Here is a 21,277-nt window from a genome sequence, read left to right on the forward strand (position 1 = left end):
GGCCGGAACCATGCCTTCGCACTGCGGTTAGGCCTCCGGTGCGAGCCGGACTGAGGCGGCTTAGTACCGACAGAGGTGTTCACCGTGGATGCTCAAACCCGGGAGCATGGGCCGTCCGCGGAGCAGCCGCAGAGGGCGAAGGAAGCTCCGGAGACATCTCCTGATCAGGCCCGCGATGCCAAAGATCAGAAGCCGGCGAAGACGCCATCGCTGCGAGATCGGATGCGCGAGCATTGGCTGCTCGCCATCGTCGGTGCCATTGTGTTGCTCGCGGCCCTGATCGCTGGCCTGCTCTACTGGCTCCAGGTGCGTCACTATGAATCCACCGACGATGCCTTCGTCGCCGCGCGCAGCTTTTCGGTGGCCGCGAAGGTCGGCGGCTACGTGACCGATATTCCGGTCACGGACAACCAGCATGTCAACGCCGGCGATCTCCTTGCCAAGATCGATGAGCGCGACTATCGCATCGCCATAGACCAAGCCGCGGCTCAAGTTGCGGTCTCAACGGCGAACATCGCCAACGTCGAGGCCCAGATCGTTTCACAACAGGAACAGATCAAGCAGGCCCAGGCGCAGCTCGAACAAGCGCAGGCGCAGCTCCAGTTCTCGCAGGAGGAGTTCAAGCGCGCGGAAGATCTCGTCGAGAAGGGCGCCGGCACCGTGCAGCGCCAGCAACAGACCCGCTCCGATCTTCAGGCGCAGCAGGCCAACACTGAACGTGCGAAGACCGCGGTGACCGCCGCGCAAGTCGGCATCAAGACGCTGCAAGCGCAGCTCGAGGGCGCCCGCGCGCAGCTCGCGCAGTCGCAGGCGCAGCTCGATCAGGCCAAGTTGAACCTGCAATATACCAGCGTCGTTGCTGCGCAGTCTGGCCGCGTCGTCAAGCTCAGTGGTGCCAAGGGTACTTTTGTCACTGCGGGACAAAGCCTGATGATGTTCGTGCCCGACGAGGTCTGGATCGTCGCCAACTACAGGGAGACGCAGCTCAATGACATGCGACCGGGCCAGCCGGTCGAGATCCGCATCGACGCCTATCCCGGCCGTAAGCTGACCGGCCATGTCGAGTCCGTGCAGCCGGGCTCCGGCACCGCGTTCAGCCTGCTGCCGGCGGAGAACGCCACCGGCAATTACGTCAAGGTGGTGCAGCGCGTGCCGGTGAAGATCGTAGTCGACAATTGGCCGGCGGATCTGCCTGTCGGTCCCGGCATGTCGGTCGTGCCCTGGATCAGGGTGCGATGACGGACGCCGTCGACAGCGGCGCATCCACGGGCGGCTGGTCGCCGGAGCGCTCCGCGGCGGGTGGTCATAATCCTTATCTGATCGCCTTCGTCGTCTCGATCGCGACCTTCATGGAGGTGCTCGACACCACCATCGCCAATGTCGCGCTGCGACACATCGCGGGCAGCCTCGCGGTCGGTATCGACGAGAGCACCTACGTCATCACCAGCTATCTCGTCGCCAACGCCATCGTGCTGTCGATCTCGGGCTGGCTGTCGACCGTGATCGGCCGCAAACGTTTCTACATGATCTGCGTTGCGACCTTCACGGTCTCTTCGCTTTTGTGTGGCTTCGCATGGAATTTGCAGGCGCTGGTGCTGTTCCGCATCCTTCAGGGCCTTGGCGGCGGCGGCATGGCGACCAGTGAGCAGGCGATCCTCGCCGACTCCTTCCCGCCGCACAAGCGGGGCCAGGCCTTTGCGATCTATGGCATCGCCGTCGTGGTGGCGCCGGTGATAGGACCGACGCTCGGCGGCTGGATCACCGACACCTACACCTGGCACTGGGTGTTCTTGATCAACGTCCCCATGGGGGTGCTGTCGCTGTTCCTGGTCGGCACGCTGGTCAAGGAGCCGTCGGGCGCGGAGGAGGAGAGGAAGAAGCTGCTGAGCAAGGGGCTGCGGGTCGACTATGTCGGCTTCCTGCTGGTCGCGACCGGGCTCGGCTCGCTCGAATACGTGCTCGACGAAGGCCAGCGCAGCGACTGGTTCGGCTCGAACATGATCGTGTTCTTCGCCTTGCTTTCGGCCGTGTCACTGCTTGCGCTGATCCCCTGGGAGCTGACACGCGAGGATCCCATCGTCGATCTCCGCCTGCTCGGCCGCCGCCAGTTCGCCGCCTGCTTCCTGGTCATGCTTGCTACCGGTGCGGTGCTGATCTCCACAACGCAGCTTTTGCCGCAACTGCTCCAGACCGAATTGAATTACACTGCGCTGCTCGCCGGTCTCGCATTGTCACCCGGAGGCATTGCGACGCTGGTGCTGATGCCCGTGGTCGGCCGCCTCACCGGCATCGTGCAGCCGAAATATCTCATCATGCTCGGCGCTGCCATCGTCGCGTTCTCGATGTGGCATCTCACGGGGCTCACCGGCGACATCACCTACGGCTACGCCGCGATGTCGCGCATCTTCCTCGCCCTCGGTCTGCCCTTCCTGTTCCTGCCGGTCACGACAGCGTCCTACGACGGCGTGCCGCCTGAAAAGACCAACCAAGCCTCCGCGCTGATCAACGTCGCTCGCAACATCGGCGGCTCCATGGGCGTCGCGTTGGCACAGACGGTCCTGGCGCAGCGCCAGCAATTCCACCAGAGCCGGCTGATCGAGCACGCCGCGCCATCCGATCTCGGCTACCAGCAGACCATCGAGACGATGACCCGCTTCTTCCAGGCTCAGGGCTCGAGCGCGAGCGATGCGGCCTCGCAGGCCGTCGCCTGGGTCGGCCGCATCTTGCAGCAGCAGGTCGATTTGCTCGCCTATATCGACGTGTTCTGGACCCTCGCGGTTGTTGCCGTGCTGATGATCCCCACTGCCGCCGTGCTGCGGCCAATCAATCTGAACGCGCCGGCAAAGGGACATTGAGCCAACGACCGTTGGGACAGAAAGGGTGACCGCGGCGCAAAAGTCCGGCTAGACTGGTCCGAACACCAAGCAAAGTCCGGGAGGTAACTTAAGTGAAGACCGCGATCACCGAACTGTTCGGCATCGAGCACCCCATCATCCAGGGCGGCATGCATTTCGTCGGCTTTGCACAGCTGGCGGCCGCCGTCTCCAATGCCGGCGGGCTCGGCATCATCACCGGTCTCACGCAGAAGACGCCGGAGCTGCTGGCAAAAGAGATCGCGCGCTGCCGCGACATGACCGACAAGCCGTTCGGTGTGAACCTCACCTTCCTGCCGGCCTTCGCCGCGCCGCCTTATCCTGAATATATCGCCGCGATCGTCGAGGGCGGGGTCAAATCCGTGGAGACCGCGGGCCGCAGCCCGGAAGCCTACATGCCGGCGCTGAAGGCGGCCGGCATCAAGGTCATCCACAAATGCACTTCGGTGCGCCACTCCCTGAAGGCGGAGCGCATCGGCTGCGACGCCGTCAGCGTTGACGGTTTTGAGTGCGGCGGCCATCCCGGCGAGGACGACATTCCCAACATGATCCTGCTGCCGCGCGGCGGAGGAATTGAAGATCCCGTTCGTCGCTTCCGGCGGCATGGCCGACGGACGCAGCCTCGTCGCGGCGCTGTCGCTGGGTGCGGCCGGCATGAACATGGGCACGCGCTTCATCGCCACCAAGGAAGCGCCGGTGCATCAGAACGTGAAGAACGCGCTGGTCGCGGCGACCGAACTCGACACCCGCCTGATCATGCGGAGCCTGCGCAACACCGAGCGCGTGCTGAAGAACGCCAATGTCGACCGCCTGCTCGAGATCGAACGCGAGAAGGGCGACAAGCTCAAGATCGACGACATCCACGATCAGGTCGCGGGCGTCTATCCCAGGATCATGCTGGACGGGAAGATGGATGCAGGCGCCTGGAGCTGCGGCATGGTCGCAGGGCTCATCCACGACATCCCCACCTGCAAGGAACTCGTCGACAGGATCATGGCTGAGGCGGAAACCATCATTCGCAACCGTCTGATGGGGTTCCTTGAAGGGACCGGTGCACCGCAAAGGGTCGCCTGACACCGCCAACTTCTTAACCACGGCGGCAGTTGACCGCTGGAATTGTGCGCGACGCCTCCTAAATAAATAGAGGTAAATTACCTCTTAACAATCAATTTCAGGAGGCGTCTGTGGTCCTGAAGAGCGTTCATTTTGCAGTTGCCGTTGCCCTCGTGCTCGCATGGGGCGGCATCGCGCGCGCTGACGAGTACAAGCCGAGTGAGTATCTAGGACTCGATCTTTCGAAGGCTGTGTTGTCGCCGAAGCGGCTCGGGCCCGAAACCCAATTCGCGCCGCTCGCGCTGGAGGCGCGCGGCGGCAACGAGGCGCAGGCGCGCTCCGGGCCGTTCGACGTGCCGAAGAAAGTCGCGGCCGAACGCGTGCATGTGTCGGAGCCGAAGGTCGCGCACGCCAAGGTAGCGCGATCCAAGGTTGCACGCGCCAAGTCTGCGCAGCCACGCGGCGCGGCGCGCACCAAGCTCGCGCATCGCCACGGCAATCCGCTCGACGCGCAGGCGAGGGATACCCGCATCCAGACCTGGCCCTGCCGCTCCGGCGGCATCTGCAACTGGCAGCGCTAAGGTCAGTTCCGAGCCGTCATCCGTACGTCGCAAAACCGTAGGCCCGGCGTCAAGAAACCGTAAGCCGGGAGTCAAACGACGCAGGCACCTTCCGTCGCGATTCGACGAAGGTTTCCTGAATGGCATCGCTCCGCGCCTGGACCCGGCGGCAATTCCTGGTCCGCTCCACGTCCAGCCTGGCCGTCGCGACGCTCGCAAAGCCACATCTCAGCCGCGCCGCCGCCCGTCCGCAGATCGCAGGCGGCATCCAGTCCGGCGACGTCTCGGATGGCTCCGCCGTGATCTGGGCGCGCGCCGACCGGCCGGCGCGGATGCAGGTGGAGTGCTCGACAAAGCTGCTGCTGAACGATCTGCCCCTCGGGCAGGACATCTTCTATCGTGTGCGCTTCGACGACGTCGCGACCGGCATCGCCGGCGAAAGCCGCATCGGTCATTTCCACACCGCGCCGGCTGCCGGCCGGTCGATCTCGTTCCTGTGGTCCGGCGATACCGCGGGGCAGGGCTGGGGCATCGACACATCGCGCGGCGGCTATCGCAGCTATCGCACCATGCTCGACAATCGCCCGGACTTCTTCATCCATTCCGGCGATCACATTTACGCGGACTGCACGATTCCCTCGGAGCAGAAGCTGCCAAACGGCGAGACCTGGCGGAATGCCGTGACCGAGGAGAAATCCGAGATCGCGCACACGCTGGCGCAGTTCCGCGGCAATTACAAATACAACCATCTCGACGAAAATTTTCGCGCCTTCCACGCCGAGGTGCCGATGTTGACGGCACCCCACGGCTGGTCGCGCGCGCACGCCGGGCCTTTATCGCGGCTGGAACCGGCGTCATGACCGTGACGCTGAAGGACGTCGACAACCGGGACCTCTGGTCGGTCGACATCGTGCCGCAGCCGCAGGCGCGCCCGGCCGTGATGGCGCAGCATTCGTAGGTCGCTAACCCGATCTTGATTGGCGCTCCTGCGGCTCCCACGCTATGCTGTACCTTCCCGCCACCTCTTTTCCATCACCGAAGAGTTTGCTCACGCGGCATCGCCGCGCGCATCCGGTGGGCTGAAATACCTTAGGAGCCTTTTCATGGACAATCTGAAGACACAGGGCATCAGCATGCCCAAGCTCGGCCTCGGCACCTTCCGCATGCAGGGCGATGCCTGCCGCGCGGCGGTCGAGAGCGCGCTGTCGATCGGCTATCGCCATATCGACACCGCCGAGATGTACGGCAACGAAGAGCCGATCGGCGCGGCGCTCGCAGCGGCCGGCGTGCAGCGTGGCGAGCTGCATATCACGACCAAGGTCTGGCACGAGAACCTCGCACCCGAAGCGATCCGCCGCGCCTTCGACGCCAGCCTGAAAAAACTCCGGCTCGACCATGTCGACCTTTATCTCGTGCACTGGCCGTCCAAGGCCGCGAACTGGGGTGCTGTGTTCGAGATTTTGATGAAGCTGAAGGAGGAGGGGCGCACCCGGGCGATTGGCGTCGCCAACTTCACCACCGCGCTGCTCAAGATCGCCGTCGAGGACATCAGAGCGCCGATCGCCTGCAATCAGATCGAATATCACGCCATGCTCGATCAATCGAAGGTGCTGGCCTATCTCAACGCCAAGTCGATCCCGCTGGTCGCCTATTGTCCGCTGGCGCAGGGGCGTGTCGCATCCGATCCGGTGCTGGCCGAGATCGGCGCCAAGCACGACGCGACCGCCGCGCAGGTCGCGCTGAAATGGCTGCTCGACCAGGATGGCGTCGCCGCGATTCCGAAGGCCTCACGCCTCGAGAGCCAACAGGCCAATCTCGACGCGCTGAAGATCACGCTCGACGATGCCGACCGCAACAAGATCGCCGCGCTGCCGAAAGACAGCCGCTGCGTCAATCCCGGCTTCGCGCCGGCGTGGGACTAACCTCGCCGAACGTTTCGAACACGCAAAGAAATGGCCCCGTGAGGGGCCATTTCCGTATTGCGTTGCGCATTAGTCCCAGTGGCGATGACCGCCACGCTTGATCACGACGACCTTGTCGCGATGGTGCCAGCCGCGATGCCAGCCGTGATCGCGATGCATGCCGTATTCGGCGCGGGCGCCGTACGGGCCGTGATGATGACCGCGCTTGATCACCACCGTCTCCGCGCTGGCGAGCGTCGGCAATGCCACCGCGAGCGCGCCGATAGCAGCAATCACATAACCAAGTTTCTTCAAGATGTCCTCCTCCAATAGAATGCAAATCTAAACGGCGCATTCGCGTGAACGTTCCGGAGGAATCACCAGAGAATTCTGAACAGCTGTTCAGACAGAAAAGTGTGGAGCAGTTTTCGAGAGATCAAGCTCGAGGGTAATAGTCAATCGCAGCGTTGCTGTGCCGGTGTTGGCGCGCCTGTCGCGACGTATTTGCCGTCCCTGATCGTGTACTCGCCGTGCTCACTGCGATTGTAGATCGCGCGCAAGCTATCTTGCTTTGAGAGTAGCAGACCGAACTCGCGCGTCTTGCAGTGAGGGGAAGTACACCATCACATTGAGCAGGCCCTCGGCACCGACCGTGGCGGACACCACTTCGTTCTCGTCCTTGGCCTCGCCGAAATTGCGCCGGTACATCACCCTTCCGTCCTTCCGGATCTCGTAAGTCAGCGCCGCGCCCTTTTCGCGGTCAGGGCGAGCCGCGCAATCGACCGCCCAGGAGCCGAGCAGGCCCCATTGCTCGACCGTCGCCGCAAGCGTCTCGGCGCCGGCCGCTGGCGTGAATGCAAGCCACAGCAGCGCCGCCGTGATCCAGCGGCTCGGACAACGCGTCATGTCCTGAAAAGCCCCACTTCTAATAATGCCAAAGTTTAGCATCCTGCTCGCATCGGTCCACGGCAGCCGCCATTCGCGCGCGAATTTGATCCGCGTCGATGAGGCCGGCTGCTTCCGAGGTAGGATGGCGCGGCCTCCGCGATCCACGGCAGCCAGCCCCAGGTGGCTTAGGGCCGCTTCTCCACATTGGCGCTGCGGGCCGGCACGCCGAACTCCTTGCGGCACACTTCGGCCAGCACGGCGACGCCTTCGCGGATCTGCTGATGCGAAGGGCTCGCGAAGCACAGCCGCAGCCGCGAGCTGGAATGGCTTTTGTCGGTCGACCATTCCGGCCCTGGATTGATCGATACGCCGGCCGCGAGTGCGGCCTGATACAGTTTTAGCGTATCGACCTGATGGGGCAGCTTCACCCACAGGAAGATGCCGCCCTTCGGCTCCTCGAATTCGGCTGTCGTCCCGAATTGCTCGTTGAGGGCTTCCATCAGCGTATCGAGCTTGGTGCGCAGCGCCTTTGTCAGCGCCGGGACGTGGGTCGAAAAATGCGGCTTGCAGTAGGCGGCGAGCACCATCTGCTCCAGTGCGCCGGAGCCGGCGTCCGTCTTCAGCGCCAGCATCCGCGACATCACATCCCATGGCGCAACGATGAAGCCAACGCGCAGCGCAGGCGCGATCGACTTCGAGAACGAGCCGATATGGATCACGCCGCCGTTCGGGCTCATCGCATAGATCGCCGGCGGCCGCTGTCCTGACCAGACCAGATCGGCGTAGCAATCGTCCTCGAATACAGGCACACCGTATTCTGCCGATAGCCGCAACAACTCCGCGCGGCGGCCTTCCGGCATGATGCTGCCGGTCGGGTTCTGTACCGTCGGAATGGTGTAGATGTATTTTGGCCGGATGCCGCGGCTCTTGAGGTCTGCCAGCGTCGTGGCCAGCACGTCCATGCGCATGCCGTCCTTGTCGAGGGGGATGCCTGTTACTTTGACCCCGAGCCGTGCCAGGCGGGTCAGCGAGCCCTGATAGCTGTCCTGCTCAAAGATCACGGTGTCGCCGCGCGTCAGCAGGGTCGCGTTGACGAGGTCGAGCGCCTGCAGCGAGCCGGAGACGATCATGAGATCGTCGACCGTGCAGCTGATGCCGGCATCGCGCTTGAGTTTTGCGACGAGAAATTCGCGCAGGGGCAAATAACCCTGCGGGCCATGCGCCAGGCCATAAGTGGAAAGGGATCGGCCCTCGCTCCGAAGTACAGTGTTGGCAGCCTCGACCAAATCGTCGAGCGGCACTTGCTCGGAATCGTTATTGCCTCCGACGAAGCTGTATTTGGCAAGGCCCTTCCAGCGCGCGGAAGGGGCCGGCAGCCCTGCGGGAAACAGGGGCGCGAAATCGAAGCTGGACGTCATGGGGCGTTCCTCGTTCTATTCTTGTCAGGCTGCCGGCTTTGCGCCGGTCAGTCGTGTTTCTTGCTTACTTCTTGCCGACGGTCCGGGTTGGCCGGCCCTGGCTAATGAAGGCGTAATGCGCATTGGCGACGCCGCCAACCATCAAGGCCTCCACAACAGGCTCGGCGATCTCGCTTGTTGCGGCCCAGTCGACGAGGAAATTGGCTCCGGTCCCGCCGCGCACGTCGTCGGTCGGAACGAAGATCGAGACGGTGGCGAGCGGTTTTAGCGCGACCGGCGCCTTCAGATAACTCTCGACCTGCTTGCCTGCGGTGTCGAAATAGGCAATGCGCTTGATCACCAGCGCCTGGGTCTCCGAGGCGTTGTGGATGCTCAGCGTTACCGAAAAATCAACGCGCAGCTTGCCCTGGCTCATTGCCACGCTGGAATAGGCCGGCACGTAGAAGCCGCCGGAGACGGCGGGTTCCTCCTTCGGCGTGGCGGTGAGCGAATCGGCAGAACTCTGCTCGATATTGACTTTGGGCTGGGCAAGCGCGGGCAGGGCGAACGCGAGCGGACATAACAGCATTGCAACGGCGAGCCTCATCCGCATGTGACGAATTGCTCGCTTGCCGCGCCGCACTCGATCATTAGGGTGCGGCAGAACGGACCAATCTGGCATGCACGAGCTCATTCGCGACATTACTCTCTGTATCCTGTTTGCCTGGATGCTGGGCCTGCTTGCCCACTTCTCCAGGCAGCCGCTGATCCTGGCCTACCTTATCGCCGGCTTCTGCATAGGTCCATTCGGCGCCGGCTGGGTCAAGTCGCAGGAATCGATCAGCGTCATCTCCGAGCTCGGCCTGATCTTCATGCTGTTCATGATCGGCCTGGAGATCGACCTGAAGAAGATCGTGCGGGCGGGAAAGGTGATCCTGTTCGCGGCGGGCGGCCAGCTCATCGGCGGCTGCCTGCTCGGGGTGCTGTTCTTCGCCGGCATCGGCCTGTCGCTCGGCGGGGGGCAGTTCGATGCGGTTTATCTCTGCGTCGCCTGCGCGCTGTCGAGCACCGTCATCATCGTCAAGGTGCTCTACGAGAAGCGCGAGCTCGACACGCTGCCCGGCCGCATCACGCTCGGCGTGCTGGTGCTCCAGGACATCTTCGCCATCCTGTTCCTGGCGGTGCAGCCGAGCCTTGCCAATCTGGAAGTCAGCGTCATCCTGCTCTCGATCGGCCGCGTCGCTGTGCTGGTCGCCGCCGCGCTGCTGGTCAGCCGCTACGTGCTGCCGCGCCTGTTTCACCAGATCGCCCGCCGCCCCGAGTTGATCCTGCTCGGCGCGCTCGCCTGGTGCTTCCTGGTCGCCGAGACCGCCGAGCGGCTGTCGCTGTCGCGCGAGATGGGCGCCCTGATCGCCGGCGTCTCGCTCTCGACCTTTCCTTATGCGCTCGACGTCACGGCCAAGGTCACCACGCTGCGGGACTTCTTCATCACGCTGTTCTTCGTCGCTCTCGGCATGACCATTCCCGTGCCCGGCCTCTCCGTGATCGGCCTTGCCTTGCTGATCGCGGTGTTCACGGTGGCGAGCCGCCTCGTCACCACTTTCGCCCCGCTGTATCTGATGAAGCAGGGCTTGCGCGCCAGCCTGTTGCCGGCCCTGAACCTCGCGCAAATCTCCGAGTTCTCGCTGGTGGTGATCCAGACCGGCGTCGCCGACCACCACATCGCAGCCGAGACGGCGAATGCGGCCTCTTTCGCCTTCGTGGTGCTGGCCGTGGTCTCGACCTTCGCGATGACCCGCAGCGACGAGATCACGCGCTGGGCGATCGGGCCCCTGAAGCGGATCGGCCTGCGCGACCTCGACCATGGCAACGGCCACGGCGAGGAGGGCCACGAGGGCGGTCATGGCGAAGCCCGCCGCATCGTCATCCTCGGCTTTTTCCGTGCGGCGAGCGCGCTGCTGGCCGAGATCGAGCGGCAGACGCCGGTGCTGCTGGAGCAGATCACCGTGGTCGACTTCAACCCCAATGTGTACCAGACCCTGCTTTCGCGCGGCCTGCACGTGATCTATGGCGACATCAGCAGCGCCGATACGCTGCTCCATGCCGGGATCGGCAAGTCCGAGATGATCATCCTCAGTGTGCCGGATTCGCTGCTCAAGGGCGCTACCAACGAGAAGCTGGTCCGCCACGTCCGTGCGCTCAACCCGACCGCCCTGATCGTGGCGAGCGCCGATCTGCTGGCCGATGTCGGCGAGCTCTACGAGGCCGGCGCCAGCTACGTCACCGTGACCCGGCTCAGCGATGCCCACGAGCTGTTCACCGTGATCGAGGCCGCCCAGGCCGGGCTTCTGGCCGACAAACGTGCCGAGCTCGATCAGCGCCTCGGCGAGCGGCGCGAAGTGCTGCCCTGACAGTGCCTGGCGGCCTTCTTCCTGGACCATTTCTTGCTAAATTCCCGGTATCTTCGGTGCAAGCCTGAAACCCTTTGGCCGGCCCGCCACCCGGAATATGCGGTTGCGTCCAGGACACTAGCGCCCCGGCCCAAGTCCGGCTAAGCCTCCGGGCCATAACCGATAGAGATTGGGAAATGCCCGATAACGTTCAGGAAGTCTTGCAGGCCTTTGCCCGCGGTGAGCTCGTGGTCGTCACCGACGACGATGACCGCGAGGGCGAGGGCGATCTGATCGTCGCCGCCTCGCTCTGCACCTCCGAGAAGATGGCGTTCATCATCCGCCACACGTCCGGCATCGTTTGCGCGCCGATCACCACCGAAGATGCGCGCCGCCTGCGGCTCGATCCGATGGTGGCCCACAACGATTCCGCGCACACCACCGCATTCACGGTCTCGATCGACTACAAGCCCGACGGGGGCACCGGCATCTCGGCCGAAGAGCGCGCCTCGTGCTGCCGCGCGCTGTCCAATCCCAACGCCGGCGCCAACGACTTCGCCCGTCCCGGCCACATCTTCCCGCTGATTGCCAAGGACGGCGGCGTGCTCCTGCGCTCCGGCCATACCGAGGCCGCAGTCGATCTGTGCAAGCTCTCCGGCCTGCCGCCGGTCGGCGTCATCAGCGAGTTGATGAACGACGACGGCAGCGTGATGAAGGGCGAGCAGGTCGCCCGCTTTGCCGCCGAGCACAAGCTCAAGCACGTCACCATCGCCGACATGATCGCCTACCGCCAGGTGCGCGAGAAGCTGATCGAGCGGGTCTCGACCTTCGTCACCGAGAGCCCGATCGGGCCGCTTCAGGGCTATGCCTACCGCTCGCCGTTCGATTCCATCGCCCACGTCGCCTTCGTCTACAACGGCGTCGGCGACGGCAAGAACGTCCTGACGCGCTTCCACAAGCCGAACATCGTCAAGGACATCTTCACCGGACACAAACGCATGGCGGTGGTGCTCGAGCACTTCAAGAAATCCGGCCGTGGCGTGCTAGTCTATCTGCGCGACGGCGCGGCCGGTGTCCCCGTGGCGCCGCTGCCCGATGAGAGCGCGACCGAGGCTGACCGCAACCGCCAGTGGCGCGAAGTCGGCGTCGGCGCGCAGATCCTGCGCGATCTCGGCGTCACCTCGATCCGGCATCTCACCTCTTCGGTGCACGACTACAAGGGCCTGTCGGGCTTCGGTATCGAGATCGTCGCCAACGAGCAGCTCGAAAGCTAGCGCTGTCATTCCGGGCGCGCGACGCGCGTCCCCGGGATCCACGCAGACCCATACATCTGCAACGCAATTGCACTTGTTGCCGCGGCGCTTTACTTTGTCGGGCAAATTTTGACGGAACCAGACGAAAGGACGTTTCATGACCGCGCGCCCTCAGGCCAAGGACAAGCCGATCTCGGCTTCTTTCCAGTGGGACGATCCGTTCCTGCTCGACGAGCAGCTTACCGAAGACGAGCGCATGGTGCGCGACACCGCGCGCGCCTACGCCCAGGACAAGCTGCTGCCGCGTGTCACCAAAGCCTATCTCGAAGAGACGACCGACCGCGAGATCTTCAACGAGATGGGCGAGCTCGGTCTGATCGGCATCACGCTGCCGGAGGAATATGGCTGCGCCAATGCAGGCTATGTCGCCTACGGCCTCGTCGCCCGCGAGATCGAGCGGGTCGATTCCGGCTACCGCTCGATGAACTCGGTGCAGTCCTCGCTGGTGATGTACCCGATCTACGCCTATGGCGACGAGAACCAGCGCAAGAAATACCTGCCGAAGCTCGCCAGCGGCGAGTGGGTCGGCTGCTTCGGCCTGACCGAGCCCGACGCCGGCTCCGATCCGGCCGGCATGAAGACCCGGGCGGAGAAGGTCTCGGACGGCTATCGCCTCACCGGCAGCAAGATGTGGATCTCGAACGCGCCGATCGCCGACGTGTTCGTGGTCTGGGCCAAGTCGGCCGCGCACGACAACCAGATCCGCGGCTTCGTGCTGGAGAAGGGCATGAAAGGCCTCTCCGCACCGAAAATCGGCGGCAAGCTGTCGCTTCGCGCCTCCATCACCGGCGAGGTCGTGATGGATGGCGTCGTGGTGCCGGAAGACGCGCTGCTGCCCAACGTCTCCGGCCTGAAGGGCCCGTTCGGCTGCCTCAACCGCGCCCGCTACGGCATTTCCTGGGGCGCGCTCGGCGCGGCCGAGGATTGCATGCACCGCGCCCGCCAGTACACGCTCGACCGCAAGCAGTTCGGCAAGCCGCTCGCCGCGACCCAGCTCGTGCAGAAGAAGCTCGCCGACATGGAGACCGAGATCGCGCTGGGCCTCCAGGGCTCGCTTCGCGTCGGCCGTCTGATGGACGAGGGCAAGTTCGCCCCCGAGATGATCTCGATCATGAAGCGCAACAATTGCGGCAAGGCGCTCGACATCGCCCGCGTCGCGCGCGACATGCACGGCGGCAACGGCATCTCAGCCGAGTACCACGTGATGCGTCATGTCCATAACCTCGAGACGGTCAACACCTACGAGGGCACCCACGACGTCCACGCCCTGATCCTGGGCCGCGCGATCACGGGCATTCAGGCGTTTTTCTGAGCAGAGGTCTCGGCGTGGAATTGCGTCATGGCCGGGCAGAAGCGCGAAGTGCGTCTTCGCGCTAGACCTCCCGGCCATCCCGTTCTAGCCGCACGAAGAACGTGGATGCCCGGCACAAGCCCGGGCAAGACGAAGTCAGCAAGGTATGAGCCATGTCCGACAACGACGACGTCCCGTTCAACCGCAACTTTCCGCTGAAGCCCGGCGTCGTCGAGGAAGTCCGCCCCGGTGTGCGGCGCGTGCTCTGTAACAATCCGAGCCCGTTCACTTTCACCGGCACGGTCAGTTACATCGTCGGCCAAGGCAACGTCGCGATCATCGATCCCGGTCCGGACCACGAGGCGCACGCGGCGGCGCTGCTCGATGCTGTCAGCGGCGAGACGGTGAGCCATATCTTCGTCACCCACACCCACCGCGACCATTCGCCGAACACCGCGCGGATCAAGCAGGCGACCGGCGCGCCGGTCTATGCCGAAGGCCCGCACCGCGCCTCGCGCCCGCGTTTCGAGAGCGAGAAGCACAATCCGGAATCCGGCGCGGACCGCGACTTCGCGCCCGATATCAGGATCGCCCATGGCGACGTCGTCGAAGGCGACGGCTGGCGGCTCGAGGCGGTGGCGACGCCCGGCCACACCGCTAATCATCTCGCGTTCGCCTGGCCCGAGCGAAAATTCAACTTCGTCGGCGATCATGTGATGGGCTGGTCGACCTCGATCGTGGCGCCGCCCGACGGCTCGATGATCGACTACATGGAGTCACTCGACCGCCTGGCCGCACGCGAGGAGGATCTGTATTTCTCCGGCCACGGTCCCGAGATCCCGGACGGCCCGCGTTTCGTGCGCTTCCTGATCCGTCACCGCAAGGCGCGCGAGTCCTCGATCCTGCATCGGCTCACCAAGGGTGAGACCGACATCCCGACCATGGTCCGCGCGATCTATATCGGCATCGATCCCAGGCTGACGACAGCTGCCGGCTATTCCGTGCTGGCGCATCTGGAAGATCTGGTCGCCCGCGGCGTGGTGGCGACGGACGGTGATCCCGTGATTGGCGGGACGTATCGGATGGCGAACGCTTAGCGTTCCGTCACTTCTTCACCGTCTTCGCCGGCGCCTTCGGCGGCATCACCGGGGTCTTCTTCACCGGCTTGAGTGCGTCGGCATCGGCGGCGGTGTTGAGGTCGTCGATGAATTTTTTCACGCGCGCGGCGTTGCTGCCGAGATCGCTCTCGAAATAGCGCGAGGCGGACCGGATATCGACGCGGGAATCGTCGCCGTCGGGTACGACGCGGATCGCGATGTCCTCGCGGAATCCCATGATCGGCGAGCGTGCCACAGCCTCGATGCGGCCGATGCGGCGCGGCGGCTGCGGCGCGCGCTCGTCGATGACCAGCCATTTGCGCTTGTTGACGAGCTGAAGCGCGATCGCATAGGCGCGGTCGACCGAAATCTCAAGCTCGATCGGCTCGATATCAGGATAGAACTGACGCTGCTGCTCGGCCGAATAGAGGCCGGCATAAACAGCGGTATTGGCGCCATCGCCGGTGCGCAGGCGGGCCAGTGCGTCGAAGCGCGGCGGATCGATCGGGTCGGTGGTGATGTCGTGGATCGCCGGCAGCTTGCGGTATTGCAGGCCGAGATAAGCGGGATAGGCGAGGATCGCGCCGGCGATCAGGAAGGCAAGCAGGATGCGCGCCATGCCGCGCGAGCCGTTCTGCCAGATCGCGGCAAAGCCGGCGAGCCCGAACAGGATCGAGAGCGCGGCGATCCCGAGCCCGCCGAAGAAAGTCGCGAGTGCCGGCTTCATCTCCAGGAAGCCGAACCGGAGGATGATGATCGAGACCACCACCGCCACCACTGCGAACACGGCCAAATTGCGCGCCCAGCTCGCGAGGCTGGACACGGGCTCCGACTGATAGGGAGCGGAAAACCTGCGGGCCATCGGGTGAGCTCTGCCGGGAGTCTTGGGGCGGTATCGGCCGATTTGGCGCGACTATGAGCCGTTGAGATCACGGCCCGGAGGCAAATTCAAGGGTTCCCGGGATGTTACGGCCTGTCATTCCGGATTCGATGCCGTTGGCATCGCCCCGGAATGACAGTGTTTGGTTCGGCCGCCTACGCCGCCGCGTTCGGGAAGCGATAGTCCTTGAACTGGTCACGCAGCGCGGTCTTCAGGATCTTGCCCGTCGCCGTGTGCGGGATGCCGTCGACGAAAGCGACGTCGTCGGGCATCCACCATTTGGCGATCTTGCCGTCCATGAACTTCAGGATGTCCTCGCGGCTGGCCTGCTGGCCCTGCTTGAGCTGCACGATCAGCAGCGGACGCTCGTCCCATTTGGGATGGAACACGCCGATCACGGCGGCTTCCGCCACCGCGGGATGGCCGATTGCGAGGTTTTCCAGGTCGATCGAGGAGATCCACTCGCCGCCGGATTTGATCACGTCCTTGGAGCGGTCGGTGATCCGCATGTAGCCGGCCTCGTCGATGGTCGCGACGTCGCCTGTGTCGAAGAAGCCGTCCTCGTCGAGGATGTTGGCGTCGATGCGGAAATAGGCTTTGGCGACGGCGGGGCCGGAGACTTTCAAACGGCCGAAGGTCGTGCCGTCCCATGGCAGTTCCTTGCCGGCATCGTCGGTGATCTTCATCTCGACGGCGAACGGCGCGTAGCCTTGCATCTGGAGCACGTCGAGCCGCGCATCGCCCGTCGCATTCTGGAACGGCGGCTTCAGCGCCGCGACGCTGCCGATCGGGCTCATCTCGGTCATGCCCCAGGCGTGGCGGACGTTCGAGCCCATGTCGAGGAAGGCCTTGATCATCGAGCGCGGCATCGCCGAGCCGCCGCAGATCACCATCTTCAGATCCGGCAGCTTGAGATTGTTGGCGGCCATGTGCTGGAGCAGCATCAGCCACACCGTGGGCACGCCGGCGGTATGCGTCACTCTCTCGGTCGAGAGCAGCTCGTAGACCGAGGCGCCGTCGAGCTTGGCGCCGGGCATGACCAGCTTGGTGCCCTGCGAGGGCGCGGAGAAGGCGATGCCCCAGCTGTTGGCGTGGAAGAGCGGCACCACGGGGAGCATGGTCTCGGAGGCGCTGGTGCCGAGCGCGTCGACATTGTTCGCCATCAGCGCATGCAGCACGTTGGAGCGATGCGAATACAGCACGCCCTTGGGGTCGCCGGTGGTGCCTGACGTGTAGCACATCGCAGCCGCCGTGTTCTCGTCAAAGTCCTTCCATTTAAATTCGCCGTCGGCCTCCGCAATCCAGTCCTCGTAGGCGACCACATTCTTCAGCGTCGTCTGTGGCATGTGCGCCTTGTCGGTGAGCACGACGTAGCGTTCCACGCTTGTCAGCTTGTCGGCGATCTTCTCCAGGACCGGAACGAAAGTGATGTCGGTCATCACGATGCGGTCCTGCGCATGGTTGATGATCCAGGCGATCTGCTCGGGGAAAAGCCGGGGATTGACGGTATGGCAGATGGCGCCGATCCCCATGATGCCGTACCAGACCTCGATATGGCGCCAGGTGTTCCAGGCGATCGTTGCGACACGGTCGCCGAGCTTGATGCCGCCGCGCTCCAGCATCTGCGAGACCTTGAGCGCGCGCTTGTGGATCTCGGCATAATTGGTGCGATGGATCGGTCCTTCGACCGAGCGCGTGACGACCTCCTGCTTGCCATGAATCCTGGCGGCGTGTTCGATGATCCGGTGGCAGAGCAGGGGCCAGTCTTGCATCAAACCAAGCATTCCGTCGTTCCTCCGAGAAGCCGCTGGGCGGATTGTCGCTCTCAGCGTTGGGCCAAAGAATTGTCATGAGTTTTAGCCTGCCGGCCCTTCGCCGCAAATGGTCTTGTCGCGGCTATATGTCCGCCGGCGCGGCAATGGTTACCGTCGCGCTCGTGCTTGCGGATCGGGCAGAGGCGCGAAAATATGCCTCCCCGCTGGATATCTTCGGCATTGCTGCACCACGGCCGCGCGCGACGGTTCATTCTGCCAAGGTCCCTGGCAGGATCCCGCTCCCGAGACCCCGCCCTGAGGAGGCCCCCAAAGCATCGGACGCGGTCCCTCCAGAGACTGACGGCAAGCCTTCGCCCGACAAGCCTTCCGCGGACGAACCTGGCGCCAGCAAGCCCGCCGAGGCCGCGCCGCCGCCCGAGAAGCAGGCCTCTTCCTGCCGCCTCGCGCTGACCGAGGAGATCGCTATCGCGCCGTCCATTCCGGATATCCGCGGTCCGGGCGCTTGCGGCGGTGAGGATCTGGTTCGGCTCGAAGCCATCGTGCTACCGGACAAGCGCAAGGTAGCGGTCAAGCCGGCGGCGATCCTCCGCTGCACCATGGCGTCAGCGATGGCCGATTGGGTGCGCAAGGACATGGTGCCGCTGGCCGCGAGCCTTGGCTCGACCATCAGCGATCTCGACAATTTCGACAGTTTCGAGTGCCGCGGCCGCAATCGCGTTGTCGGCGCCACGCTGTCCGAGCACGGCAAGGCCAACGCGCTCGATGTCCGCGCCATCAAGCTGGTCAACGGGCAGTCGATCGGCCTGACCGACCGCACCATGCCGCGCGAGGTCCGCGAGCGCGTGCTGCATTCGGTCTGTTCGCGCTTTTCCACCGTACTTGGGCCGGGCTCGGACTGGTACCACGAGGACCATATCCATCTCGATCTGGCGCAGCGGCGCAATGATTACCGGATCTGCCAGTGGAATGTCTGGGATCCCCTGCCGCAGGTTGCCCCGCTCCTGCCGGCGGAACGGCCCGAGGAGGCGCCGCCGCGCGAGGTCGCGGCCAAGCCCGAGCCAAAGCAGGGAGCTGATAACGAGGCGGCGCAGAAATCCCCTTCGGACAAGCCGGCGGTCGACGGCAGCAAAGCCCAGCCGCACAAGCCGGCAACAAAAAAGCGCCGGTGAAACCGGCGCTTTTGAAGCTCGGAAAGATCAGGACGGGATCAGTAGCTGCCCGCCTGGCCAGTTCCGCCGGCGCCGAGCGCCAGCCGCGAATTATAGGGCGAGTCGCCATGCTTGGGTTCCAGCACGACCACAATCGTACCGACCTTGACGCGGGTATAGAGGTCGATCGCGTCCTCGTTGGTCATGCGGATACAGCCCGACGAAATCGAGGCGCCGATATATTCCGGCTGGTTGGTACCGTGGATGCGGAACAGCGTGTCCTTGCCGCCCGAATAGAGATACATCGCGCGCGAGCCCATCGGATTGTCCGGACCGGGCGCAACGAAGGTCGGTACGCCCAGACGTGAAATCTCGCCCGGGGTCGGATGCCATGCCGGCCACTCGGTCATGCTGCCGACCTTGGCGATGCCCGACCAGGCCATGGCCTCTTCGCCGACCGTGATGCCGTAGCGGATCGCCTTTCCGCCATCCATCACCCAGTAAAGGTAGTGGTTGTCGGAATCGACCACGATCGAACCCGGTGATTCCTTGCGGTGATAGTCGACGATGGCGCGGCGGAATGGCTCTGCGACCGGGGTGTTCTCGTACCGAACCTTGGCAAGCAGTTCCTTGTCCTTCGGCTTGAAGGCCTTGGTGTCGGTCGCCTCAAAATGTGTGGCCTGCATGCAGCCCGACAGCATCAGGCCAGCGGCCAAAATACCCAGCATAACTTTCAGCGACGACATGATTTGGTTCCAATCGACAACAACAAACTTGCGTGGAGCTTGGACCAAGCCCAAAGACCACGACTCCGTTGGCCCCATTATCGTTGAAATCTGCCACAATTCCAGCGTTTCGAAGCTTTTCCCGCGCTGCAAGACCTTACCTGTGGCTTTTCTGCCGCAAGTTTTGCGGTCCAGCGACGGTTTCTGGGCAACGCGCGCGCATGTGTGTTTTCGTGCCACAGTTGAGCCACGGCGCCGCCACAAATGCAAACGCTCCGTTAATGTGCTTGTCATCATGAACTTGTCAGAATCGCGCTAAACGCTGTCATTCTGTCGCAGGTTCTCTGGAGTTGTTCATGTTTTCGGTATTTGTTCCCTCCGAATCCTCCCTCAAGAAGGCCATCGTCGAGGATCTGGCGGCAGTACCGGAGCATGCGGTCTGGATCGACCTGGTCAACCCGACCGCGGCCGAGGACAAGGCCGTGGAGAAGCTGTCGGGGATCGCGATCCCCACCCGGGAGGACATGCAGGAGATCGAGATCTCCAGCCGCCTCTATATCGAGAACGGCGCGCGCTACATGACGGCGACGCTGATGTGCCAATCCGATACCGACATGCCCCGGACCACGGCCGTCACCTTCATTCTCGGCGACCATCGCCTGGTGACAGTGCGCTACGACCAGCCGAAGCCCTTTGCGCTGGTGGAAGCCAAGCTTGCCCGGTCCTGCACGCCTGCGATCACCGGCGAGATGGTGCTGATGGAACTGCTGGACGCGGTGATCGACCGCTGCGCCGACATTCTGGAACGCTGCGGCGCCGACATCGACCAGGTCTCCCATGACATCTTCGAGCCGGAGAGCGAGCGTCACGGCCACGCCAAGCAATACTCGCAAATCCTGATCTCGATCGGCCGCAAGGGCGACCTGACCTCCAAGGTCCGCGAGAGCCTGGTGTCGATCGGCCGCGTCGTCACCTTCCTCTCGGCGATCGTCGAAGGCGTGAAATGGTCGAAGGACATGCGCGAGCAGCTCAAGACCATGCAGCGCGACGTCTCCTCGCTGACCGACCACGCCTCCTATCTCTCCAGCAAGATCACCTTCGTGCTCGACGCCATGCTCGGCGTCGTCAATCTCGAGCAGAACAACATCATCAAGCTGTTTTCGGTCATGGCCGTTGTCCTGATGCCACCAACGCTGATCGCCTCGATCTACGGCATGAACTTCAAGTCGATGCCGGAACTCGATTGGGCGCACGGCTATCCGTACGCGCTGGTTCTAATGCTGATCGCGGCGATCGTTCCTTACTGGATCTTCAAGTGGAAGAAGTGGCTGTAGGAGCATGATCCGGAAAAGTGTGCAGCGGTTTTCCGAAAAGATCATGCTCAAGCAAAGATACCTACCGAGACCTTACGCCGGTCACAGAGAGATGGCGTTGGGTGTTGCAGAATAGATCGGGATTGAGGCCGTGCGGTGATGTGTGCGCAGCGCCCCAATTCCTCCGATAAAATTTGAGCGGTGGGCTGAACGTTTGCGCGAAACTTGTCTGCGATAAGCAGCATGTTAGCCGCGAGGAACAGCCATGGTTGAAAAACACATAACGTCGCCCCGCAACGTCATCGATCTGGCGAATTATCGTCAGGTCCTGGCGAGCGGCAAGGCGTCGTCGATGTCGGCACGCATGTGCCGGCACTGTGGTGCTCCGCTGCTCGACGGCGAGAACGACGACGACTGCTCGACTGCAATCACTTCCGCAGCTCCCCGGCTGCGCGAACAGCCGCGTCGGTTTCGCGCCGATTGACAACGGAAGGTAAGGGCGATCCAGGTCTTGCGGCGGCGTTGTCTGGATCGCCTTGCTTCCGTTCCCGTAGCTCTTCCCCACATTTGGCTCGCAGCGTCTGACGGGGACGGTGGCGTCCCCTGCCAGCCCTTCTTATCTCTATTGGCGTTCACGGCGGAGCCGATTAGGCTCGCGCCCGGTGACGTCGGA

General features: G+C 63.7%; 17 protein-coding genes and 3 pseudogenes. 13 read left to right on the forward strand and 7 right to left on the reverse strand.

The window, feature by feature from the left end; translation table 11 throughout:
• Window positions 1-84: 84 nt before the first annotated feature.
• The 6 genes and pseudogenes from ABIB06_RS20260 (at window position 85) to ABIB06_RS20285 (ending at window position 6,408) form a co-directional block, all read left to right on the forward strand.
• Entirely contained in the window at window positions 85-1,239 is a 1,155-nt protein-coding gene (locus ABIB06_RS20260; RefSeq protein WP_354045953.1) for an HlyD family secretion protein, read from the forward strand.
• On the forward strand, window positions 1,236-2,855 hold the full coding sequence (locus ABIB06_RS20265) for a DHA2 family efflux MFS transporter permease subunit (protein ID WP_354045955.1): 1,620 nt from the start codon (window positions 1,236-1,238) through the stop codon (window positions 2,853-2,855). The genes ABIB06_RS20260 and ABIB06_RS20265 overlap by 4 nt, the downstream gene beginning before the upstream one ends.
• A gap of 92 nt (window positions 2,856-2,947) precedes the next feature.
• Window positions 2,948-3,947 (forward strand): annotated as a pseudogene (locus tag ABIB06_RS20270) (NAD(P)H-dependent flavin oxidoreductase).
• A 110-nt stretch (window positions 3,948-4,057) separates the two neighbouring features.
• Window positions 4,058-4,507, forward strand: coding sequence for a hypothetical protein (locus ABIB06_RS20275; RefSeq protein WP_354045957.1), 450 nt, complete (start codon window positions 4,058-4,060; stop codon window positions 4,505-4,507).
• A gap of 119 nt (window positions 4,508-4,626) precedes the next feature.
• A pseudogene (locus ABIB06_RS20280) lies at window positions 4,627-5,321 on the forward strand (alkaline phosphatase D family protein); the annotation flags it as partial.
• Between the two features lie 268 nt (window positions 5,322-5,589).
• On the forward strand, window positions 5,590-6,408 hold the full coding sequence (locus tag ABIB06_RS20285; RefSeq protein WP_354045961.1) for an aldo/keto reductase: 819 nt from the start codon (window positions 5,590-5,592) through the stop codon (window positions 6,406-6,408).
• A 69-nt stretch (window positions 6,409-6,477) separates the two neighbouring features.
• Here ABIB06_RS20285 and ABIB06_RS20290 read toward each other — a convergent pair whose 3' ends face one another.
• The 4 genes and pseudogenes from ABIB06_RS20290 to ABIB06_RS20305 all read right to left on the reverse strand — a co-directional run bounded on the left by ABIB06_RS20290 (window position 6,478) and on the right by ABIB06_RS20305 (window position 9,285).
• The gene (locus tag ABIB06_RS20290) at window positions 6,478-6,702 is read right to left on the reverse strand and encodes a hypothetical protein (protein WP_354068475.1); all 225 of its coding nucleotides are present in this window, start codon (window positions 6,700-6,702) and stop codon (window positions 6,478-6,480) included.
• Between the two features lie 140 nt (window positions 6,703-6,842).
• Window positions 6,843-7,293, reverse strand: a pseudogene (locus ABIB06_RS20295) (hypothetical protein).
• Window positions 7,294-7,460: 167 nt separating this feature from the next.
• Window positions 7,461-8,693 (reverse strand): aminotransferase-like domain-containing protein, encoded by a 1,233-nt coding sequence (locus ABIB06_RS20300; protein WP_354045964.1) that lies wholly within the window; start codon window positions 8,691-8,693, stop codon window positions 7,461-7,463.
• Between the two features lie 64 nt (window positions 8,694-8,757).
• Window positions 8,758-9,285, reverse strand: a complete 528-nt coding sequence (locus ABIB06_RS20305) for a DUF3124 domain-containing protein (protein WP_354045966.1) — start codon at window positions 9,283-9,285, stop codon at window positions 8,758-8,760.
• Between the two features lie 67 nt (window positions 9,286-9,352).
• On the opposite strand from ABIB06_RS20305, the gene ABIB06_RS20310 reads away from it, so the two are divergent.
• The 4 genes from ABIB06_RS20310 (at window position 9,353) to ABIB06_RS20325 (ending at window position 14,763) form a co-directional block, all read left to right on the forward strand.
• Entirely contained in the window at window positions 9,353-11,083 is a 1,731-nt protein-coding gene (locus ABIB06_RS20310) for a cation:proton antiporter domain-containing protein (protein WP_354045967.1), read from the forward strand.
• Window positions 11,084-11,259: 176 nt separating this feature from the next.
• The gene (gene ribB, locus ABIB06_RS20315) at window positions 11,260-12,336 is read left to right on the forward strand and encodes a 3,4-dihydroxy-2-butanone-4-phosphate synthase (protein WP_247348021.1); all 1,077 of its coding nucleotides are present in this window, start codon (window positions 11,260-11,262) and stop codon (window positions 12,334-12,336) included.
• Window positions 12,337-12,472: 136 nt separating this feature from the next.
• Entirely contained in the window at window positions 12,473-13,687 is a 1,215-nt protein-coding gene (locus ABIB06_RS20320; RefSeq protein ID WP_247441882.1) for an acyl-CoA dehydrogenase, read from the forward strand.
• A gap of 152 nt (window positions 13,688-13,839) precedes the next feature.
• A complete protein-coding gene (locus ABIB06_RS20325) occupies window positions 13,840-14,763 on the forward strand; it encodes an MBL fold metallo-hydrolase (protein WP_354045970.1) in 924 nt (307 codons plus the stop codon).
• Window positions 14,764-14,770: 7 nt separating this feature from the next.
• Here the strand turns inward: ABIB06_RS20325 and ABIB06_RS20330 are convergent, their stop codons facing one another.
• The gene (locus ABIB06_RS20330; protein ID WP_354045971.1) at window positions 14,771-15,625 is read right to left on the reverse strand and encodes a DUF1499 domain-containing protein; all 855 of its coding nucleotides are present in this window, start codon (window positions 15,623-15,625) and stop codon (window positions 14,771-14,773) included.
• A gap of 173 nt (window positions 15,626-15,798) precedes the next feature.
• Window positions 15,799-17,427, reverse strand: coding sequence for a fatty-acid--CoA ligase (locus ABIB06_RS20335; protein WP_354045973.1), 1,629 nt, complete (start codon window positions 17,425-17,427; stop codon window positions 15,799-15,801).
• Window positions 17,428-17,492: 65 nt separating this feature from the next.
• On the opposite strand from ABIB06_RS20335, the gene ABIB06_RS20340 reads away from it, so the two are divergent.
• Complete coding sequence (locus ABIB06_RS20340; RefSeq protein WP_354045975.1) at window positions 17,493-18,587, forward strand: extensin family protein; 1,095 nt, start codon at window positions 17,493-17,495, stop codon at window positions 18,585-18,587.
• A 38-nt stretch (window positions 18,588-18,625) separates the two neighbouring features.
• On the opposite strand, the gene ABIB06_RS20345 is transcribed toward ABIB06_RS20340, so the two are convergent.
• Complete coding sequence (locus tag ABIB06_RS20345; RefSeq protein ID WP_247348037.1) at window positions 18,626-19,312, reverse strand: L,D-transpeptidase; 687 nt, start codon at window positions 19,310-19,312, stop codon at window positions 18,626-18,628.
• A gap of 335 nt (window positions 19,313-19,647) precedes the next feature.
• On the opposite strand from ABIB06_RS20345, the gene ABIB06_RS20350 reads away from it, so the two are divergent.
• Both ABIB06_RS20350 and ABIB06_RS20355 read left to right on the forward strand, forming a co-directional pair.
• Window positions 19,648-20,625: a magnesium transporter CorA family protein gene (locus tag ABIB06_RS20350; protein WP_247348038.1), complete on the forward strand. Its 978-nt coding sequence runs from the start codon at window positions 19,648-19,650 to the stop codon at window positions 20,623-20,625.
• A gap of 244 nt (window positions 20,626-20,869) precedes the next feature.
• Window positions 20,870-21,088 carry a hypothetical protein gene (locus ABIB06_RS20355; protein WP_247348039.1) on the forward strand — a complete coding sequence of 73 codons (219 nt, stop codon included), beginning with the start codon at window positions 20,870-20,872 and terminating at the stop codon, window positions 21,086-21,088.
• The last annotated feature ends 189 nt before the right edge of the window (window positions 21,089-21,277 follow it).

Source organism: Bradyrhizobium sp. LB8.2 (genome assembly GCF_040548035.1).
Taxonomy (GTDB): domain Bacteria; phylum Pseudomonadota; class Alphaproteobacteria; order Rhizobiales; family Xanthobacteraceae; genus Bradyrhizobium.